At 56.4% G+C, this 18,977-nt stretch carries 27 protein-coding genes; 24 read left to right on the forward strand and 3 right to left on the reverse strand.

The features are described 5' to 3' along the window. Positions 1-8 precede the first annotated feature (8 nt). The 22 genes from rplP to bfr all read left to right on the forward strand — a co-directional run bounded on the left by rplP (position 9) and on the right by bfr (position 11,896). Entirely contained in the window at positions 9-422 is a 414-nt protein-coding gene (gene rplP / locus ACOYXJ_RS12615; RefSeq protein WP_007896757.1) for a 50S ribosomal protein L16, read from the forward strand. Continuing rightward, on the forward strand, positions 422-613 hold the full coding sequence (gene rpmC / locus ACOYXJ_RS12620; RefSeq protein WP_002555481.1) for a 50S ribosomal protein L29: 192 nt from the start codon (positions 422-424) through the stop codon (positions 611-613). Before rplP ends, rpmC begins: the two co-directional genes overlap by 1 nt. A gap of 2 nt (positions 614-615) precedes the next feature. Beyond that, complete coding sequence (rpsQ, locus tag ACOYXJ_RS12625) at positions 616-882, forward strand: 30S ribosomal protein S17 (protein ID WP_003194644.1); 267 nt, start codon at positions 616-618, stop codon at positions 880-882. A 23-nt stretch (positions 883-905) separates the two neighbouring features. Further along, a complete protein-coding gene (gene rplN, locus ACOYXJ_RS12630) occupies positions 906-1,274 on the forward strand; it encodes a 50S ribosomal protein L14 (protein ID WP_002555479.1) in 369 nt (122 codons plus the stop codon). Positions 1,275-1,285: 11 nt separating this feature from the next. Next, a complete protein-coding gene (rplX, locus tag ACOYXJ_RS12635) occupies positions 1,286-1,600 on the forward strand; it encodes a 50S ribosomal protein L24 (RefSeq protein WP_008081905.1) in 315 nt (104 codons plus the stop codon). Positions 1,601-1,620: 20 nt separating this feature from the next. Further along, entirely contained in the window at positions 1,621-2,160 is a 540-nt protein-coding gene (rplE, locus tag ACOYXJ_RS12640; RefSeq protein WP_003176415.1) for a 50S ribosomal protein L5, read from the forward strand. Between the two features lie 13 nt (positions 2,161-2,173). After that, positions 2,174-2,479: a 30S ribosomal protein S14 gene (gene rpsN, locus ACOYXJ_RS12645; protein WP_003228726.1), complete on the forward strand. Its 306-nt coding sequence runs from the start codon at positions 2,174-2,176 to the stop codon at positions 2,477-2,479. 209 nt (positions 2,480-2,688) lie between these two features. Then, the gene (gene rpsH / locus ACOYXJ_RS12650) at positions 2,689-3,081 is read left to right on the forward strand and encodes a 30S ribosomal protein S8 (protein ID WP_077574736.1); all 393 of its coding nucleotides are present in this window, start codon (positions 2,689-2,691) and stop codon (positions 3,079-3,081) included. A 12-nt stretch (positions 3,082-3,093) separates the two neighbouring features. After that, the gene (rplF, locus tag ACOYXJ_RS12655) at positions 3,094-3,627 is read left to right on the forward strand and encodes a 50S ribosomal protein L6 (protein ID WP_003176412.1); all 534 of its coding nucleotides are present in this window, start codon (positions 3,094-3,096) and stop codon (positions 3,625-3,627) included. A gap of 10 nt (positions 3,628-3,637) precedes the next feature. Beyond that, positions 3,638-3,988: a 50S ribosomal protein L18 gene (gene rplR / locus ACOYXJ_RS12660; protein ID WP_003186037.1), complete on the forward strand. Its 351-nt coding sequence runs from the start codon at positions 3,638-3,640 to the stop codon at positions 3,986-3,988. A gap of 3 nt (positions 3,989-3,991) precedes the next feature. Beyond that, positions 3,992-4,492, forward strand: coding sequence for a 30S ribosomal protein S5 (gene rpsE / locus ACOYXJ_RS12665; protein ID WP_003186035.1), 501 nt, complete (start codon positions 3,992-3,994; stop codon positions 4,490-4,492). Between the two features lie 2 nt (positions 4,493-4,494). Then, positions 4,495-4,671 carry a 50S ribosomal protein L30 gene (gene rpmD, locus ACOYXJ_RS12670; protein ID WP_003176408.1) on the forward strand — a complete coding sequence of 59 codons (177 nt, stop codon included), beginning with the start codon at positions 4,495-4,497 and terminating at the stop codon, positions 4,669-4,671. A 3-nt stretch (positions 4,672-4,674) separates the two neighbouring features. Then, a complete protein-coding gene (rplO, locus tag ACOYXJ_RS12675; RefSeq protein ID WP_003228720.1) occupies positions 4,675-5,112 on the forward strand; it encodes a 50S ribosomal protein L15 in 438 nt (145 codons plus the stop codon). Next, on the forward strand, positions 5,113-6,441 hold the full coding sequence (gene secY / locus ACOYXJ_RS12680; protein WP_077574735.1) for a preprotein translocase subunit SecY: 1,329 nt from the start codon (positions 5,113-5,115) through the stop codon (positions 6,439-6,441). Between the two features lie 27 nt (positions 6,442-6,468). Then, complete coding sequence (gene rpmJ / locus ACOYXJ_RS12685) at positions 6,469-6,585, forward strand: 50S ribosomal protein L36 (RefSeq protein WP_002555468.1); 117 nt, start codon at positions 6,469-6,471, stop codon at positions 6,583-6,585. Positions 6,586-6,715: 130 nt separating this feature from the next. Next, positions 6,716-7,072, forward strand: a complete 357-nt coding sequence (gene rpsM, locus ACOYXJ_RS12690) for a 30S ribosomal protein S13 (RefSeq protein ID WP_009045849.1) — start codon at positions 6,716-6,718, stop codon at positions 7,070-7,072. 30 nt (positions 7,073-7,102) lie between these two features. After that, complete coding sequence (gene rpsK / locus ACOYXJ_RS12695; RefSeq protein WP_002555466.1) at positions 7,103-7,492, forward strand: 30S ribosomal protein S11; 390 nt, start codon at positions 7,103-7,105, stop codon at positions 7,490-7,492. 18 nt (positions 7,493-7,510) lie between these two features. Then, on the forward strand, positions 7,511-8,131 hold the full coding sequence (rpsD, locus tag ACOYXJ_RS12700; RefSeq protein WP_003176404.1) for a 30S ribosomal protein S4: 621 nt from the start codon (positions 7,511-7,513) through the stop codon (positions 8,129-8,131). A 22-nt stretch (positions 8,132-8,153) separates the two neighbouring features. Continuing rightward, positions 8,154-9,155, forward strand: coding sequence for a DNA-directed RNA polymerase subunit alpha (locus ACOYXJ_RS12705; protein ID WP_003186012.1), 1,002 nt, complete (start codon positions 8,154-8,156; stop codon positions 9,153-9,155). Between the two features lie 42 nt (positions 9,156-9,197). Then, on the forward strand, positions 9,198-9,584 hold the full coding sequence (gene rplQ / locus ACOYXJ_RS12710; protein ID WP_003176402.1) for a 50S ribosomal protein L17: 387 nt from the start codon (positions 9,198-9,200) through the stop codon (positions 9,582-9,584). A gap of 240 nt (positions 9,585-9,824) precedes the next feature. Next, positions 9,825-11,279, forward strand: coding sequence for a catalase (locus tag ACOYXJ_RS12715; protein ID WP_095122210.1), 1,455 nt, complete (start codon positions 9,825-9,827; stop codon positions 11,277-11,279). 149 nt (positions 11,280-11,428) lie between these two features. After that, positions 11,429-11,896, forward strand: coding sequence for a bacterioferritin (bfr, locus tag ACOYXJ_RS12720; protein ID WP_016983567.1), 468 nt, complete (start codon positions 11,429-11,431; stop codon positions 11,894-11,896). A 65-nt stretch (positions 11,897-11,961) separates the two neighbouring features. Here the strand turns inward: bfr and uvrA are convergent, their stop codons facing one another. Then, the gene (gene uvrA, locus ACOYXJ_RS12725; RefSeq protein ID WP_102901733.1) at positions 11,962-14,796 is read right to left on the reverse strand and encodes an excinuclease ABC subunit UvrA; all 2,835 of its coding nucleotides are present in this window, start codon (positions 14,794-14,796) and stop codon (positions 11,962-11,964) included. Positions 14,797-14,987: 191 nt separating this feature from the next. Here uvrA and ACOYXJ_RS12730 point away from each other — a divergent pair, with 191 nt between their 5' ends. Both ACOYXJ_RS12730 and ACOYXJ_RS12735 read left to right on the forward strand, forming a co-directional pair. Then, positions 14,988-16,385, forward strand: a complete 1,398-nt coding sequence (locus ACOYXJ_RS12730) for an MFS transporter (RefSeq protein WP_102901732.1) — start codon at positions 14,988-14,990, stop codon at positions 16,383-16,385. A 9-nt stretch (positions 16,386-16,394) separates the two neighbouring features. Then, on the forward strand, positions 16,395-16,919 hold the full coding sequence (locus ACOYXJ_RS12735) for a single-stranded DNA-binding protein (RefSeq protein WP_008081898.1): 525 nt from the start codon (positions 16,395-16,397) through the stop codon (positions 16,917-16,919). Between the two features lie 192 nt (positions 16,920-17,111). On the opposite strand, the gene ACOYXJ_RS12740 is transcribed toward ACOYXJ_RS12735, so the two are convergent. Both ACOYXJ_RS12740 and ACOYXJ_RS12745 read right to left on the reverse strand, forming a co-directional pair. After that, positions 17,112-18,269, reverse strand: coding sequence for a glutathionylspermidine synthase family protein (locus ACOYXJ_RS12740; RefSeq protein ID WP_460369733.1), 1,158 nt, complete (start codon positions 18,267-18,269; stop codon positions 17,112-17,114). 2 nt (positions 18,270-18,271) lie between these two features. Then, positions 18,272-18,961, reverse strand: coding sequence for a DUF1190 domain-containing protein (locus ACOYXJ_RS12745; RefSeq protein ID WP_460369735.1), 690 nt, complete (start codon positions 18,959-18,961; stop codon positions 18,272-18,274). Positions 18,962-18,977 lie beyond the last annotated feature (16 nt).

Below are 18,977 nucleotides of genomic sequence, written 5' to 3' on the forward strand. Positions count from 1 at the left end.
TACGCCAAATGTTGCAACCTAAGCGTACGAAGTTCCGCAAGCAGATGACAGGCCACAACCGTGGTCTGGCTCAGCGCGGTAGCAAAGTCAGCTTCGGCGAGTTCGCGCTGAAGTCTGTAGCTCGTGGTCGTCTCACCGCTCGTCAGATCGAGTCAGCGCGTCGTGCTCTGACCCGTCACGTTAAACGTGGCGGCAAGATCTGGATCCGTGTATTCCCGGACAAGCCTATTTCCAAAAAGCCCCTCGAAGTTCGTATGGGTAAAGGTAAGGGTAGTGTGGAGTACTGGGTTGCCCAGATTCAGCCAGGCAAAGTCCTGTATGAAATCGAGGGTGTTTCTGAAGAGCTGGCGCGTGAGGCTTTTGCCCTGGCTGCTGCAAAGCTGCCGCTCGCCACCGCCTTTGTTAAACGGACGGTGATGTGATGAAAGCGAATGAACTTCGTGAAAAATCCGCACAGCAGCTGAACGAGCAACTGCTCGGCTTGCTGCGCGACCAGTTCAATCTGCGTATGCAGAAAGCAACTGGCCAGTTGGGGCAGTCTCATCTGCTCTCGCAAGTTAAGCGTGACATCGCTCGCGTGAAGACTGTGCTCAACCAGCAGGCAGGTAAGTGATCATGGCTGAAGCCGAAAAAACTGTCCGTACGCTGACTGGCCGTGTTGTCAGCGACAAGATGGACAAAACCATCACCGTATTGATCGAGCGTCGCGTAAAGCACCCGATCTACGGTAAATACGTTAAGCGTTCGACTAAGCTGCACGCGCACGACGAAACCAACCAGTGCCACATCGGCGACAAAGTCACTATTCGTGAAACTCGTCCTATGGCCAAGACCAAGTCTTGGGCGCTGGTTGATGTTCTCGAACGCGCTGTGGAAGTCTAAGGACTAGGGGTCGGAGAAATTATATGATTCAGACTCAATCCATGCTCGATGTGGCCGATAACAGCGGCGCTCGCCGTGTTATGTGCATCAAGGTGCTGGGTGGCTCCCATCGTCGTTACGCTGGTATCGGTGACATCATCAAAGTTACCGTGAAGGAAGCAATTCCTCGCGGTAAAGTGAAAAAAGGCCAAGTGATGACTGCTGTTGTAGTCCGCACTCGTCACGGCGTACGTCGTGCTGATGGCTCCATTATCCGCTTTGATGGCAACGCTGCTGTTCTTCTGAACAACAAGCAAGAGCCGATCGGCACCCGTATCTTTGGGCCAGTGACCCGTGAACTTCGTACTGAGAAGTTCATGAAGATCGTCTCGCTCGCCCCAGAAGTGCTGTAAGGAGATCCGACATGCAAAAGATTCGTCGTGACGACGAGATCATCGTGATCGCCGGCAAAGACAAAGGTAAGCGCGGTAAGGTGCTCAAGGTTCTTGCTAATAACCGTCTGGTTATCAGCGGTCTGAACCTGGTCAAGCGTCATACCAAGCCTAACCCGATGTCGGGCGTGCAAGGCGGTATCGTCGAAAAAGAAGCTCCACTGGACGCTTCTAACGTCGCCATTTTCAACGGCGAAACCAACAAGGCTGACCGCGTTGGTTTCAAAGTAGAAGACGGCAAGAAAATTCGTGTCTTCAAGTCGACCCAAAAAGCGGTTGATGCTTGAACACTGCTAGGTAGAAGACCATGGCACGACTAAAAGAGATTTACTGGAAGGAAATCGCACCGAAGCTTAAGGAAGAACTTAAGCTTTCGAACGTGATGGAAGTTCCACGCGTTACAAAAATCACCCTGAACATGGGTCTGGGCGAAGCTGTTGGTGACAAAAAAGTCATCGAGCATGCTGTTGCTGACCTGGAAAAGATCACCGGCCAAAAAGTCGTTGTGACCTACGCTCGTAAATCCATCGCTGGCTTTAAAGTCCGTGAAGGATGGCCGATCGGCGTCAAGGTGACTCTGCGCCGTGAGCGTATGTATGAGTTCCTGGATCGTCTGCTTTCGATCTCCCTGCCTCGGGTTCGCGACTTCCGCGGCCTGAATGCCAAGTCCTTCGATGGTCGTGGTAACTACAGCATGGGCGTGAAAGAGCAGATCATTTTCCCGGAAATCGACTACGACAAGATCGATGCTCTCCGCGGTCTGGACATTACCCTGACCACCACTGCCAAGAACGATGATGAAGGCCGCGCTCTGCTGCGTGCTTTCAAATTCCCGTTCCGCAACTGATTGGAGTAGGAAAATGGCCAAGAAGAGCATGAAAAACCGTGAGCTGAAGCGTCAGCTCACCGTTGCCAAGTACGCCACCAAGCGTGCAGCGCTGAAAGCTATCATCGTTGATCTGAACGCAAGTCCAGAAGCACGTTGGGAAGCTACCGTAGCTCTGCAGAAGCAACCACGTGACGCAAGCGCTTCGCGCATGCGTAACCGTTGCCGCCTGACTGGTCGTCCGCACGGCGTTTACCGCAAGTTCGGCCTTGGCCGTAACAAGCTGCGTGAAGCTGCAATGCGTGGTGACGTACCAGGTCTGGTTAAAGCCAGCTGGTAATTGCTGTCAAAGTCTCGATGTTCGGGTTCGCAAGAACCTGACCATCGGTGGCCTTGAATCTGAATCAAGCCCCTTTTGGGGCTTGATTCATTTCTGGGGTGTGTCTAGAATGACCGGCTCGCCTGAGCCCGTGTTTTTCATGCCCGGAAGTTCTCGGCGACAAGTAGTAGCCGCAAGGCTAATTTTTCTGTATTAGGAGCGTCTAGCCCATGAGTATGCAGGACCCGTTAGCGGACATGCTAACTCGAATCCGTAATGCCCAGATGGCTGAAAAGTCTGTCGTAAGCATGCCATCTTCCACGTTGAAGGCGGCTGTAGCAAAAGTCCTGAAGGACGAAGGTTACATCGCGGATTTTCAGATCACCACCGACGCTAAGCCGTCGTTGTCCATCGAGCTGAAGTACTTCGAAGGCCGTCCGGTTATCGAAGAAGTGAAGCGCGTTAGTCGTCCAGGCCTGCGTCAGTACAAGTCCGTTGAAGATCTGCCGAAAGTTCGTGGCGGTCTTGGCGTGTCTATCGTCTCCACCAACAAAGGTGTGATGACGGATCGTGCTGCGCGCGCTGCCGGTGTCGGCGGCGAAGTTCTTTGCACTGTGTTCTAAGGGGGGATAAGCATGTCTCGCGTCGCTAAGAACCCCGTTAAGCTGCCAGCCGGTGTCGAAGTAAAATTCGCAGGCCAACAGCTTTCGGTGAAGGGTGCCAAGGGTACTCTTGAACTGAACATCCATTCGTCCGTTGAGATCGTTGAAGAAGCTGGTGAGCTGCGTTTCGCTGCTCGCAATGGCGATCAACAAACTCGCGCAATGGCCGGTACCACGCGTGCGTTGGTAAACAACATGGTCCAAGGCGTAAGCCAAGGCTTCGAGCGCAAGCTCCAGCTGGTCGGTGTTGGTTACAAGGCGCAAGCAAAAGGCACGGTTCTGAACCTGGCCCTTGGCTTCTCGCACCCAGTGGATTACGAACTGCCGGAAGGCATCACCGCTGAGACTCCTAGCCAGACCGATATCCTGATCAAGGGCATCGACAAGCAGCTGGTAGGTCAAGTGGCTGCTGAGATCCGCGACTTCCGTCCACCAGAGCCGTACAAAGGCAAAGGTGTGCGCTACGCGGACGAAGTCGTCCGTCGTAAAGAAGCCAAGAAGAAGTAGGGCATAGCAAATGACCGACAAAAAAGTTACTCGACTGCGTCGCGCTCGCAAAGCACGCCTGAAAATGCACGAACTCGAAGTCGTGCGTCTCTGCGTGTTCCGCTCGTCGCAGCACATCTACGCCCAGGTCATCTCGGCCGACGGCAACAAAGTCCTGGCAAGCGCCTCGACTTTGGATAAAGAACTGCGTGATGGCGCCACTGGCAACATCGACGCGGCCACAAAGGTTGGCCAGCTGGTCGCTACGCGTGCTAAGGCCGCTGGCGTCTCGCAAGTGGCTTTCGACCGCTCTGGCTTCAAGTACCACGGCCGCGTTAAAGCGCTGGCTGATGCTGCTCGTGAAGCTGGGCTGGAGTTCTAAGTTATGTCAAATAACGACCAAAAGCGCGACGAAGGCTACATTGAGAAGCTGGTTCAAGTTAACCGCGTAGCCAAAACCGTTAAAGGCGGCCGTATCTTCACTTTTACCGCGTTGACCGTGGTTGGTGATGGTAAAGGGCGTGTTGGCTTCGGCCGTGGCAAGTCGCGTGAAGTGCCTGCTGCGATCCAGAAGGCAATGGAAGCTGCTCGCCGCAACATGATCCAAGTTGATCTGAACGGCACCACTCTGCAGTACGCAATGAAGTCCGCTCACGGCGCTTCGAAGGTGTACATGCAGCCTGCTTCTGAAGGTACCGGTATCATCGCTGGCGGCGCTATGCGTGCTGTCCTCGAAGTTGCTGGCGTTCAGAACGTTCTGGCCAAGTGCTACGGCTCGACTAACCCGGTAAACGTGGTTCACGCCACTTTCAAAGGTTTGAAAGCTATGCAGTCTCCTGAATCCATTGCCGCCAAGCGTGGCAAAAGCGTCAAGGAGATCTTCTGATCATGGCTACCGTTAAAGTAACGCTGATCAAAAGCATGACCGGCCGCATCCCTAACCACAAACTGTGCGTTAAGGGTCTGGGTCTGCGTCGCATCGGTCACACTGTAGAAGTCCAGGATACTCCCGAGAATCGCGGGATGATCAACAAGGCTTACTACATGCTGCGTGTCGAGGGTTAATCGATGAAACTCAATGATCTGAGTCCAGCGCCGGGTTCCCGTCGCGAAAAGCATCGTCCGGGCCGTGGTATCGGTAGCGGTTTGGGTAAGACTGGTGGCCGTGGTCACAAAGGTCAGACCTCCCGCTCCGGTGGCACCATTGCTCCAGGCTTTGAAGGCGGTCAACAGCCGCTGCATCGTCGCCTGCCGAAGTTCGGTTTCGTTTCCCTGAAAGCCATGGACCGCGCAGAAGTGCGTCTGTCCGAACTGGCTAAAGTGGAAGGCGACATCGTCACCGTGCAGTCCCTGAAAGATGCCAACGTGATCAACGTCAACGTACAGCGTGTGAAAATCATGCTGTCCGGTGAAGTGACTCGCGCTGTCACTATCGGCAAGGGAATCGGCGCCACCAAAGGTGCGCGTGCGGCTATCGAAGCAGCTGGCGGCAAGTTCGAGGAATAAATGGCTAAGCAAGGTGCTCTCTCTGCGCTCGGCAAAGGCGGTATGTCTGAACTCTGGGCTCGTCTGCGTTTTCTGTTCCTGGCGATTATCGTCTACCGAATAGGCGCACACATCCCGGTTCCAGGTATCAACCCGGACCGACTCGCAGACCTGTTTCGACAGAATGAGGGGACCATTCTTAGCTTGTTCAACATGTTCTCCGGCGGCGCGCTGGAACGGATGAGCATCTTTGCACTGGGGATCATGCCGTACATTTCGGCATCGATCATCATGCAACTGATGACAGCCGTCAGCCCGCAGCTGGAGCAGTTGAAGAAGGAAGGTGAAGCTGGCCGTCGCAAGATCAGCCAGTACACCCGCTACGGCACCGTCATCCTCGCTCTCGTTCAGGCTATTGGCATGTCCATTGGTCTGGCGGGGCAGGGTGTTGCGTTCACTGGTGACTTTGGCTTCCATTTCGTCGCGGTATCCACTTTTGTGGCTGGTGCGATGTTCATGATGTGGCTGGGTGAGCAGATTACTGAGCGTGGTGTAGGCAACGGTATCTCGATGTTGATTTTTTCGGGTATCGTCGCCGGTCTTCCGAGAGCAATCGGGCAGTCTTTCGAGTCTGCGCGTCAGGGTGATATCAACATCTTCGCCTTGGTTGCCATCGGTTTGCTGGCAGTAGCGATTATCGGTTTCGTGGTGTTCATTGAGCGTGGTCAGCGTCGTATTGCTGTTCACTACGCCAAGCGTCAGCAGGGCCGCAAGGTTTTTGCTGCACAGACAAGCCACTTGCCGCTTAAGGTGAACATGGCCGGTGTTATTCCGGCTATTTTCGCGAGCAGCATTTTGCTGTTCCCGGCTTCGTTGGGTGCCTGGTTCGGTCAGTCTGAAGGTATGGGCTGGTTGCAGGACATCTCGCAGTCGATCGCTCCTGGTCAGCCGTTGAATATTCTGCTGTTTAGTGCAGGGATTATTTTCTTCTGCTTCTTCTATACGGCGTTGATGTTCAATCCGAAAGACGTAGCGGAAAACCTGAAGAAGTCCGGTGCCTTTATTCCGGGCATCCGTCCAGGTGAGCAGTCTGCGCGCTATATTGATGGCGTTCTGACTCGCTTGACCATGTTCGGTGCTCTTTACATGACGGCCGTGTGCCTGTTGCCCCAGTTCCTGGTGGTTGCAGCAAACGTTCCGTTCTACCTTGGCGGGACCTCGTTGCTGATCGTGGTCGTGGTTGTGATGGACTTCATGTCCCAAGTACAATCGCACCTCGTTTCGCACCAGTACGAATCCCTGATGAAGAAAGCCAACCTGAAGGGTTACGGCAGCGGCATGTTGCGCTGAGTACCCATAAGGTTCGAGGAGTTGGTGATGAAAGTTCGTGCATCGGTGAAAAAGCTGTGCCGTAACTGCAAGATTATTCGCCGCGAAGGTGTTGTTCGAGTAATTTGCAGCGCGGAACCGCGTCACAAACAGCGCCAAGGCTGAGTGTGATTGTGCTTCAAGCCCGGTAGCTAGTGCGCTACCGGGTTGATTATTTGTTATTACAGCGATATTATCTCGCGCCCTATTTCTTGGCTTCCGGGGCGTAGGTAGCTGTCAATTGGAGTCCCACTGAATGGCCCGTATTGCAGGCGTTAACATTCCAGATAACAAGCATACTGTTATCTCGCTGACCTACATCTATGGTGTTGGTCGCACTACTGCGCAGAAAATTTGCGCAGAGACTGGGGTAAACCCAGCCGCAAAGATCAAAGATCTGAGCGACGAGCAGATTGAGCAGTTGCGTGGCGAAGTGGCGAAGTTCACCACTGAAGGTGACCTGCGTCGCGAAATCAACATGAAAATCAAGCGTTTGATGGACCTCGGTTGCTACCGTGGTCTGCGTCATCGTCGTGGTCTTCCAGTGCGCGGTCAGCGTACCAAGACTAACGCGCGTACCCGTAAAGGTCCGCGTAAGCCGATCCGCAAGTAATCGCCCACGCGAATCGACAGGAAATTAATCATGGCAAAACCTGCTGCTCGTCCTCGTAAAAAAGTTAAAAAGACAGTGGTTGATGGCATCGCCCACATCCATGCTTCTTTTAACAACACCATCGTGACCATCACCGACCGTCAAGGTAACGCGCTTTCTTGGGCTACCTCCGGTGGTTCGGGTTTCCGCGGTTCCCGCAAGTCCACCCCGTTTGCTGCTCAAGTAGCTGCTGAACGTGCTGGTCAAGCTGCGCTGGAATATGGCCTGAAAAACCTCGACGTTAACGTCAAAGGTCCAGGTCCAGGTCGTGAGTCTGCTGTCCGTGCATTGAACGGCTGTGGCTATAAGATCGCCAGCATCACCGACGTGACGCCAATCCCGCACAACGGGTGCCGTCCGCCGAAGAAGCGCCGCGTGTAATCCAGGAGATTGTAAAGAATGGCTCGTTACATTGGTCCAAAATGCAAACTCGCTCGTCGCGAAGGCACCGATCTCTTCCTGAAGAGCGGCGTGCGCGCGATCGAATCGAAGTGCAACATTGAAGCAGCACCTGGTATCCACGGCCAACGCCGCGGTCGCCAGTCCGATTACGGCACCCAACTGCGTGAAAAGCAGAAGGTCCGTCGTATCTACGGCGTTCTCGAGCGTCAGTTCAGCGGCTACTACAAAGAAGCTGCTGGCAAGAAAGGTGCAACCGGTGAAAACCTGCTGCAACTGCTCGAATGCCGTCTGGACAACGTTGTATACCGTATGGGCTTTGGTTCGACTCGTGCCGAATCCCGTCAGCTGGTATCGCACAAGTCGATCAGCGTTAACGGTCAGACCGTAAACGTTCCGTCGTATCAGGTTCGTGCTGGTGACGTGGTTGCAGTTCGCGAGAAAGCAAAAAACCAACTTCGCATTGTCCAAGCTCTCGATCTGTGTGCCCAACGTGGCCGCGTAGAATGGGTAGAAGTAGACACTGAGAAGAAGTCGGGCGTTTTCAAGAACGTTCCTGCTCGCAGTGATCTGTCCGCCGACATCAACGAAAGCCTGATTGTCGAGCTCTACTCCAAGTAAGGGCTAGAAAATAGGTGCATCCATGCAGATTTCGGTAAATGAGTTCCTGACACCCCGCCATATTGATGTGCAGGTTGTCAGTCCAACCCGCGCCAAGATCACTCTCGAGCCTCTCGAGCGTGGTTTTGGCCACACCCTGGGCAACGCGCTGCGACGCATCCTGTTGTCCTCAATGCCCGGCTGCGCAGTAGTCGAGGCCGAGATTGACGGTGTGCTCCACGAGTACAGCGCCATCGAAGGTGTACAGGAAGACGTAATTGAAATCCTGTTGAACCTTAAAGGTCTGGCCATCAAGCTGCACGGTCGTGACGAAGTTACGCTGACCTTGTCGAAGAAGGGTTCGGGGGTGGTTACCGCTGCCGATATTCAGCTGGATCATGATGTCGAGATCGTTAATCCCGATCACGTAATCGCTAACCTGGCGTCTAACGGCGCCCTGAACATGAAGCTCACCGTAGCTCGTGGTCGTGGTTATGAACCAGCCGACTCGCGTCAGAGCGATGAAGACGAAAGCCGCAGCATCGGTCGCTTGCAGCTTGACTCTTCGTTCAGCCCGGTTCGCCGTATCGCATACGTGGTGGAAAACGCCCGTGTCGAGCAGCGTACCAACCTGGACAAGCTGGTTATTGATCTGGAAACCAACGGTACTCTGGATCCTGAAGAGGCTATCCGCCGCGCTGCAACCATCCTGCAACAGCAGTTGGCTGCGTTCGTCGACCTCAAAGGTGACAGTGAGCCAGTGGTTGTCGAGCAGGAAGACGAGATCGATCCGATCCTGCTTCGCCCGGTTGACGATCTGGAACTGACTGTACGTTCGGCTAACTGCCTTAAGGCGGAAAACATCTACTACATCGGCGACCTGATTCAGCGTACCGAAGTAGAGCTGTTGAAGACTCCGAACCTGGGCAAGAAATCCTTGACTGAAATCAAGGACGTTCTGGCCTCCCGCGGTCTGTCCCTCGGCATGCGCCTCGACAACTGGCCGCCTGCAAGTCTTAAGAAGGACGACAAGGCGACTGCCTGATCGTCGTAATCACCGAACGTAGTGTTTGGTAAGGAATGAACCATGCGTCATCGTAAAAGTGGTCGTCACCTGAGCCGCACCAGCTCGCACCGCAAGGCCATGTTCCAAAACATGGCGGTGTCGCTGTTCGAGCACGAGCTGATCAAAACTACTCTGCCAAAAGCCAAAGAACTGCGTCGCGTTGCTGAGCCGCTGATCACTCTGGCCAAGACAGACAGCCTGGCTAACCGCCGTCTGGCTTTCGACCGTACTCGTTCGAAAGCTATCGTTGGTAAGCTCTTCAACGATCTGGGCAAGCGTTACGCTACCCGTGAGGGTGGCTACCTGCGCATCCTCAAGTGCGGTTTCCGCGCTGGCGACAACGCGCCTATGGCGTACGTCGAGTTGGTTGATCGTGCTACTGCTGGCGAAGCTGTATCCGCCGAGTAAGACGTCAGTCTGAAACAAAGAACCGGGCCTAGTGCCCGGTTTTTTGTGCCTGCAAGAAAATGCGCGGTTCATACAAGCTTCCGACATGTCTCTGTTGTCACTATGTGCTGGGAAACATAATTAGTAATTATCTATCGATGTCTGCAAGTTAATGAATTTGTATGCGTCACATGGATGATCGATACTTTCCAGCAAGCCGATTAGCCGGCAGCTTCAAGACTGACAGAGGAAGAAGACCGTATGAGCCAGATCAAAACGCTTACGACCGCCAGTGGCGCACCTGTCGCTGATAACCAGAATTCTCGCTCCGCCGGCCCACGTGGCCCGCTGCTGCTCGACGACTTTCATCTGATCGAGAAGCTCGCCCACTTCAATCGGGAAAACATTCCTGAGCGCCGCGTACATGCCAAAGGCTCGGGTGCTTACGGCACGTTTACCGTGACTCGTGACATAACCGAGTACACCAGCGCCAAGCTGTTCGAATCTGTCGGCAAGCAGACCCCGACATTTTTGCGATTCTCCACTGTCGGTGGCGAGCGCGGTTCGGCGGATACCGAGCGAGACCCTCGTGGTTTCGCGCTGAAGTTCTACACCGAAGAAGGTAACTGGGACATCGTTGGCAACAACACGCCAGTGTTCTTCATTCGCGATCCGTTGAAATTCCCTGATTTCATCCACACCCAAAAGCGCCTGCCGCAAAGCAACCTGAAAAGCGCGCAGATGATGTGGGACTTCTGGTCGCATTCGCCTGAGGCGCTGCACCAAGTCACCATTCTGTTCTCCGATCGTGGCATTCCTGATGGCTACCGTCACATGCACGGCTTCGGCAGCCACACCTACAGCCTGATCAGCGCAAAAGGTGAGCGTCACTGGGTGAAATGGCACTACAAGACCAAACAAGGCATCAAGAATCTGGCTCCGGCCGATGCTGCACGGTTGGCTGGCACCGATCCGGATTACGCCCAGCGTGATCTGTTCGAAGCGATCGAGCGCGGTGAATTCCCGAAATGGCGCGTGTGCATCCAGGTCATGACGGAGGCTCAGGCTGCTGCGCATTACGAGAATCCTTTCGATGTCACCAAAACCTGGTCGCAGAAAGAGTTCCCGTTGATCGAGGTGGGTGAGTTGGAGCTGAACCGCAACCCGCAGAACTATTTCGCAGAAGTCGAGCAAGCGGCATTCGGCCCAAGCAATATGGTGCCAGGTGTTGGTCTGTCGCCAGATCGTATGTTACAGGGCCGCGTATTTGCGTACGCTGACGCTCACCGCTACCGCGTGGGTACCAATCACCAGCAACTGCCGGTAAACGCGCCACGCAGCCCGGTAAACACTTACCAGCGCGACGGCTCGATGGCGTTCGGCAGCAACGGTGGTGCAGCACCTAACTACGAACCGAACAGCTACACCGAAGCGCCGAAACAAGCTCCGCGTTACGCAGAACCTGCACTGGCCTTGAGCGGTGCTGCCGATCGCTACGATCACCGCGAAGACACCGATTACTACAGCCACGCCGGTGCGCTGTTCCGCCTGATGAGCGACGAGCAGAGAGCATTGCTGGTCAGCAATATCGCCGGCGCCATGTCGGGTGTTTCCAGTGATGTGGTCGATCGTCAGTTGCAGCATTTCTACAAAGCCGACACGGCGTATGGAGAAGCAATCGCAAAGCTGCTCAACGTACAGCTTAACGAAGTCTAAACGAGAAGCAGAACCGCCCTCATTTGGGCGGTTTTTGCGTTATTTAGGCTGCTTTTCTCAGAATATCTTCGCTTTTATTGCGTGAAGCGGGTGACCTTCCAGTCAGGTTGGTTCAAACTACAGACTTTCAAGTAGGGAGATGTAGGGCGATGCAAGGCCACCCAGACGTAATCGATTACCTCAACACGTTGCTGACCGGCGAACTGGCCGCGCGTGATCAATATTTCGTTCATTCGCGGATGTATGAGGACTGGGGGTTCACCAAGCTCTACGAGCGAATCAACCATGAGATGGAAGAAGAAGCTGGCCACGCTGACGCGTTGATGCGCCGGATTCTGATGCTCGAAGGCACGCCGCGCATGCGTCCGGATGATCTGGATGTCGGCACCACTGTGCCGGAAATGCTCGAAGCTGATCTGCGCCTCGAATACAAAGTTCGCGCTGCACTGTGCAAAGGCATCGAGCTGTGCGAGCAGCATAAAGACTACGTCAGCCGCGAGATCCTGCGGGTTCAGCTTAACGATACAGAAGAAGATCACACCTACTGGCTGGAAAAGCAGTTGGGCCTGATCAAGTTGATTGGTCTCGAAAACTACCTGCAATCCCACGCTTCCTGATTGCAATAGATACAAAAAAGCCCCTGTCACTGTTGAAGTGACAGGGGCTTTTTCGTGTCTGGCGTTTAAGCCCGATCGCGAATCAGCAATGGCTTGAGGTAATGGCCAGTGTGAGATTGCTTCATCTCGGCCACCTGCTCCGGCGTGCCGGTGGCAATGATCTGCCCACCTTTGGAGCCACCCTCCGGTCCGAGATCTACCAGCCAGTCGGCAGTTTTGATCACATCGAGGTTGTGCTCGATCACCACCACGGTGTTGCCGTGGTCGCGCAGTCGATGCAACACATCGAGCAACTGCTGAATATCCGCGAAGTGCAAACCGGTGGTCGGTTCATCGAGGATGTACAGCGTCTTGCCGGTATCGCGCTTGGATAGCTCGCGAGACAACTTGACCCGCTGCGCCTCACCACCAGAAAGCGTCGTTGCCGACTGCCCGAGCTTGATGTACGACAGACCGACATCCATCAGTGTTTGCAGCTTGCGCGCTAGGGCTGGCACCGCATCGAAGAACACCCGGGCTTCCTCGATGGTCATCTCGAGGGTTTCGTGGATGCTCTTGCCCTTGTATTTGATTTCAAGGGTTTCGCGGTTGTAGCGCTTGCTCTTGCACACATCGCACGGCACGTAGATGTCCGGCAGGAAGTGCATCTCAACCTTGATCAGGCCATCGCCCTGACAGGCTTCGCAACGACCGCCCTTGACGTTGAACGAGAAACGCCCCGGGCCGTAGCCGCGAGAGCGAGACTCGGGCACGCCGGCGAACAGCTCGCGGATCGGTGTGAACAACCCGGTATACGTCGCCGGGTTGGAGCGCGGTGTACGGCCGATAGGGCTCTGGTCGATGTCGACGACTTTGTCGAGATGTTCCAGGCCTTTGATGCTGTCGTGTGCAGCGGCCTCCAGCGTGGTCGCGCCATTGAGTGCCGTGGCGCTCAGCGGGAACAGTGTGTTGTTGATCAGCGTCGATTTGCCAGACCCGGATACACCGGTGACGCACGTCAGCAAGCCAATCGGGATTTCCAGGTCGACGTTGCGCAAGTTGTTGCCGCGCGCACCCTTGAGCGACAGGGTCAGCTTTTTATTGCGCGGTGTGCGCTTGGCCGGCACTTCGATCTTCACTCGGCCTGACAGGTATTTACCGGTCAGGGAATCCGGATGCGCCATGACTTCAGCCGGCGTACCTTCGGCAACGATCTGCCCACCGTGTACGCCAGCGCCCGGGCCGATATCGACGACATAGTCAGCCAAGCGAATCGCATCTTCGTCGTGCTCGACCACGATTACCGTGTTACCGATGTCGCGCAGGTGCTTAAGCGTGCCGAGCAGTCGATCATTGTCACGCTGGTGCAAGCCAATGGACGGTTCGTCGAGGATGTACAAAACACCCACCAGGCCGGCGCCGATCTGGCTGGCCAGACGAATACGTTGTGCTTCACCACCGGAAAGGGTGTCAGCGCTGCGATCCAGTGACAGATAATCGAGACCGACGTTGACGAGGAACTGCAGACGCTCACGGATTTCCTTGAGAATCTTGTCCGCGATCTCGCCACGGCGGCCGGTCATCTTCAGTTGGCCGAAGTATTCGCAAGCATCGCCGATCGGCAGATTGGTCACTGCCGGCAATGTCTTCTCGCCAACCCACACGTGGCGCGCTTCGCGACGCAGGCGCGTGCCACGGCAGTCCGGGCAGGACTGGGTGCTGAGGAACTTCGCCAACTCTTCGCGCACGCTGGCCGACTCGGTCTCGCGGTAGCGACGCTCCAGATTGGGCACGATGCCTTCGAACGGGTGCGAGCGTTTGACGATATCGCCACGGTCGTTCAGGTATTTGAAGTCGACGTTCTGCGAGCCGCTGCCATGCAGGATGAATTTCTGCTGATCGGCCGGCAGTTCGTTGAACGGTACTTCGAGGCTGAAACCGTAGTGCGAGGCCAATGAGCCGAGCATCTGGAAGTAATAGACGTTACGCCTGTCCCAGCCACGTATTGCGCCCTCGGCCAAGGTCAGTTCACCGTTGACCAGTCGCTTGATGTCGAAGAACTGCTTCACACCCAGACCATCGCACGTCGGGCATGCGCCGGCCGGGTTGTTGAAGGAAAACAGCTTGGGTTCCAGCTCGCTGATTGCGTGGCCGCAAATCGGACAGGCGAAGCGCGCGGAGAAGATCATCTCTTCGCCGGGCTCGTCGTCCATCGGCGCGACCAGGGCGATACCATCTGCCAGTTTCAATGCGGTCTCGAAGGATTCGGCCAGACGTTGCTGCAGATCGGCGCGTACCTTGAAACGGTCGACGATTACATCGATCGAGTGCTTCTTCTGTTTATCCAGTTTCGGCAGTTCGTCGAGCTCGCAGATCCGCCCGTTGACTCGCGCCCGGACGAAACCTTGGGCGCGCAGTTCTTCGAAGACCGAAAGATGTTCACCCTTGCGTTCGCGAATCACCGGGGCCAGCAACATCAGTTTGCTGCCTTCCGGCTGCGCCAGGACCAGATCGACCATCTGGCTGACGGTCTGCGCTTCCAGTGGAATGTCGTGATCCGGACAGCGCGGCGTGCCGACGCGTGCATAAAGCAGGCGCAGGTAATCGTAGATTTCGGTAATTGTGCCGACCGTGGAGCGCGGGTTGTGCGAAGTCGACTTCTGTTCGATGGAGATCGCTGGCGACAGGCCTTCGATGGTGTCGACGTCGGGTTTTTCCATCATCGACAGGAACTGGCGGGCGTAAGCCGACAGCGATTCGACATAGCGGCGCTGGCCTTCGGCGTACAAGGTATCGAAGGCCAGGGACGACTTGCCGGATCCGGACAGGCCGGTGATGACGATCAGCTTGTCCCGTGGCAGGGTCAGGTCGATGTTCTTCAGGTTGTGGGTACGGGCCCCACGTATCAGGATCTTGTCCAAAGTGGCCTCGCTCGGCGGGCGTCGAAAACGTAGGAGTATACGGGCAAATACTGGATGGATGCACACTATCAAACGAAGGGTTTTTTGCCCTGGATGAAGAGAGTTTCATCTATACGCGTCAAAGCGTCGCGATCTACCCCGTCTTCCGATGGGACTGGTAGAATCGCCGCCGGTTCACACGAGGTTTTTCCATGCACGATCCCCACAGCGAACGCATGAGTGGCAGCGAGACCCGCGCGGCGAGCGGTCTGGCCCTGGTGTTCGCCTTCCGCATGCTTGGCATGTTCATGGTGTTGCCGGTACTGGCGACCTACGGCATGGATCTGGCAGGCGCGACCCCAGCCCTGATCGGGCTGGCTATCGGCGCGTACGGCCTGACCCAGGCAATTTTTCAGATTCCGTTCGGCGTCATTTCGGACCGCATTGGCCGCCGTCCGGTGATTTACCTCGGGCTGATCGTCTTCGCCCTCGGCAGTGTGCTGGCGTCTCAGGCCGATTCGATCTGGGGCGTGATCGCCGGGCGGATCCTGCAGGGCGCCGGGGCGATTTCCGCTGCGGTCATGGCGCTGCTTTCCGACCTGACCCGCGAACAGCATCGCACCAAGGCGATGGCCATGATCGGCATGACCATCGGTCTGTCGTTCGCTGTGGCCATGGTGGTCGGGCCACTGTTGACCCGTGCTTTCGGGCTCTCTGGATTGTTTCTCGCCACCGGCGGCATGGCGCTGGTGGGGATCGTGATCGTGATGTTCATGGTGCCCAAGTCCACTGGACCGCTGACGCATCGCGAGTCCGGCGTGGCGCGTCAGGCCTTGATGCCGACGCTCAAGCATCCTGACCTGTTGCGACTCGATCTGGGCATCTTTGTGTTACATGCCATGTTGATGTCCAGCTTCGTTGCGTTACCCCTGGCACTGGTGGAAAAAGCCGGTTTGCCCAAGGAGCAGCACTGGTGGGTCTATCTCACCGCGCTGCTGATTTCGTTCTTCGCCATGATCCCCTTCATCATCTATGGCGAGAAGAAACGCAAAATGAAACGAGTTTTGCTCGGCGCCGTCATGACGCTGATGCTGACTGAGCTATTCTTCTGGCAGTTCGGCGACAGCCTGCGGGCTCTGGTGATCGGTACGGTGGTGTTCTTCACCGCGTTCAATCTGCTGGAGGCTTCATTGCCGTCGCTGATCAGCAAGGTTTCACCGGCGGGCGGGAAGGGCACGGCGATGGGCGTGTATTCCACCAGCCAGTTCCTCGGTTCGGCACTCGGCGGGATACTCGGCGGCTGGCTGTTTCAGCATGGCGGTCTGTCGGTTGTGTTCCTTGGATGTGCCGGGCTGGCTGCACTTTGGTTGGCCTTTGCTGTTACCATGCGTGAACCTCCCTACGTGACGAGCCTGCGCTTGCCGTTGTCGCCCGAGGCGATCCGCGAAGCGGGTCTGGTCGAGCGCCTCAAGGCCCTCGTAGGGGTAACCGATGCAGTGATAGTTGCTGACGAAGCGGCTGTTTACATCAAACTGGACAAAGAATTAGTGGATCGCGACACCCTCGAACGCCTGGTGAACAACCCGGCCGGGGCTGCTTGCGAAGCCTAGGAGAACGTTATGGCCCGTGGGGTTAACAAAGTCATATTGGTCGGCACTTGCGGCCAGGATCCCGAAGTTCGCTACCTGCCTAACGGTAATGCCGTGACCAACCTGAGTCTGGCCACCAGCGAACAGTGGACCGACAAGCAAACCGGTCAGAAGGTCGAGAAGACCGAGTGGCACCGTGTTTCGATGTTCGGCAAGGTTGCCGAAATCGCCGGCGAATACCTGCGCAAGGGTTCGCAGGTTTACATCGAAGGCAAGCTGCAGACCCGTGAGTGGGAAAAAGACGGTATCAAGCGTTACACCACCGAAATCGTGGTCGACATGCAAGGCACCATGCAACTGCTCGGCGGCCGTCCACAACAGGGCGACCAACAAGGCGGTGGCAACAATTATCAGCAGTCCGCTCCGGCCCCACGCCAGCAGGCGCCGCGTCCGCAGCAGTCGGCTCCACAGCAGCGTTCGGCCCCGGCTCCACAGCAGGCCGCACCGCAACCGGCTCCGGATTTCGACAGCTTTGATGACGATATTCCGTTCTGATTTGTTGCTGTAACCGCTGCAAATAAAAAGGCCCGTCGCTTAAACGACGGGCCTTTTTTTGTGTTGAAGAATCAGAGATAACGCCGATCCTCTGTAGGAGCTGTCGAGTGAAACGAGGCTGCGATCTTTTGATCTTAAAAAACAAGATCAAAAGATCGCAGCGTGCCGCAGCTCCTACAGAAGATTTGTGTTTCAGTCGAGGATCAGGTGGGGCAAGAAGCGGCTGGAGTCTTTAGTGATCAGGCTGTTGTCTTCACGCATGCCAATTCCCGCCGCCTGATCACCGATCACCCACGAACCGATCAGCGTGTAGCTGTCGCCAAACTTCGGCAATGGCGCGAACTCCTGCAGGATGAACGGCGCATCGGTGTACGGCCCGTCCTCTTTGACGATTAGACCTTCCGCCGTTTGCAGTTCGATGTTGGCGCCTTCCCGGGAGAAATACGGTTTGCGCACCCAACCCTTGGGCACGGCGCTGGCCGGATCCGGATCGAGATGTGCCGCCAGCAGGTTCGGATGCCCTGTGTGCAACTCCCACAGCAACGGCAGCGCGCCCTTGTTCGACAGGATCGCCTTCCACGCCGGTTCGAAAAACTGCGTATCGCTCTCGGCAATTGCCGCCCCGAACGGCTCGTGGAAGATGAACTCCCAGGCATGCAGCTTGAACAGGTGCGGGATCCAGCGATCTTCCAGGTCGACGAAACGCCCTTCCGCCGTCAAACCGATGTCTTCGATATCGATGTGCCGCGATTCGATGCCGACCTTCTCGGCGATCAGCCGCAGGTAATCCGTGGTGCCCTTGTCCTCGACCGAGTCTTTCATCGAGGCGAAGTAGAACGGCCGCTTCAGCTGTAATTCGGCGAAGGCCTTATGCAGCTGGGTGTCGATGCTGTTGAACTGGTCAGCATGACGCGGCAGCGTGCCGCGCTCGATGCATTGTTCCAGCCAGCCCCACTGGAACGCCGCCGCTTCGTAAAGACTGGTCGGGGTGTCGTAGTTGAGCTCCAGCAGCTTTGCCGGGCCGTTGCCGCTGTAGGAAAAGTCCATGCGCCCGTACAGATGCGGATGACCTTCCCGCCAGGAGGTGCGGATCATGTCGTAGTACGCCGGCGGGATGCTCAGGCGATCCAGCAGTTCTTCGCTGTGCACCACGCGGTCGACCAGGTCCATGCACATCTCGTGCAGTTCAGTGGTCGGGTCCTCGAGATCGTTTTCGATCTGCGCGAGCGTGAACTGGTAGTACGCGCTTTCGTCCCAGTACGGCTCGTCATCGATGGTGTGGAACATGAAGCCGAGGCTTTCGGCAGTCTGCTTCCAGTCGGGGCGCTCGGCGCAGAGAATCTTCTTCATGGTCAGCTGCTCGAACGACCGGAACTGCTGCCCCAACCACCCCAACCGCTGCGCGCGCTGGACTGGCTGCCGAAGCCGCCGCGTGAGGTCGAAGACGCCACGTTGACCGGTTTGCTTTTGCTGCTCTCGTAATCAGGTTGGCTGCGCGTCGTGGTTTCGGCTCTGCGGTACTGCGTCGAGGTGTTGTACGGCTGGCGGGTTTCGCGATCGCGGTAAACCGTGCGTTCGGCGTTGTTGCTCATCGCGTTGCCGATCAGCCAGCCGGTCAGCCAGCCATTTCCGCCACCGCCGCTGGAGACGTGCGAAGTGCTTTGCACATTCTGCGCCGTTGCATTACCGGCGGGCATCTGCGCATCAGCGATGGCGTCGAGGTTCTGCGCCGGCTCACCTTCCTGCGGCAGTTTGAAGCCGCCGAGTTTCGGCACAAAGCGGCCGTCGGAATTTTTCTGGCACCAGTCAGCGGCAAAGTCCGCATCGCATTTGGCCTTGTTGTCGTACGCCGGGGCGATGCGCCGGTGTTCGGTCAGGGCGGCGACGTAGGCGTTGGAGCAGACATCGGCGGCCACTTCGGCGTCGACGCACTGTTCCACATTCTGGAAACTGCGTGGTTGATCTGCGGCTGTCGCCTGGCCGGAAATGGCCATGGCCACCGAAGCGGCAAGGGACAACTGAACGTATTTGCTGCGTTTCATCTAAGGCTTCCTGCCG

The sequence above is a fragment of the Pseudomonas sp. Tul2A7 genome (assembly GCF_054790505.1).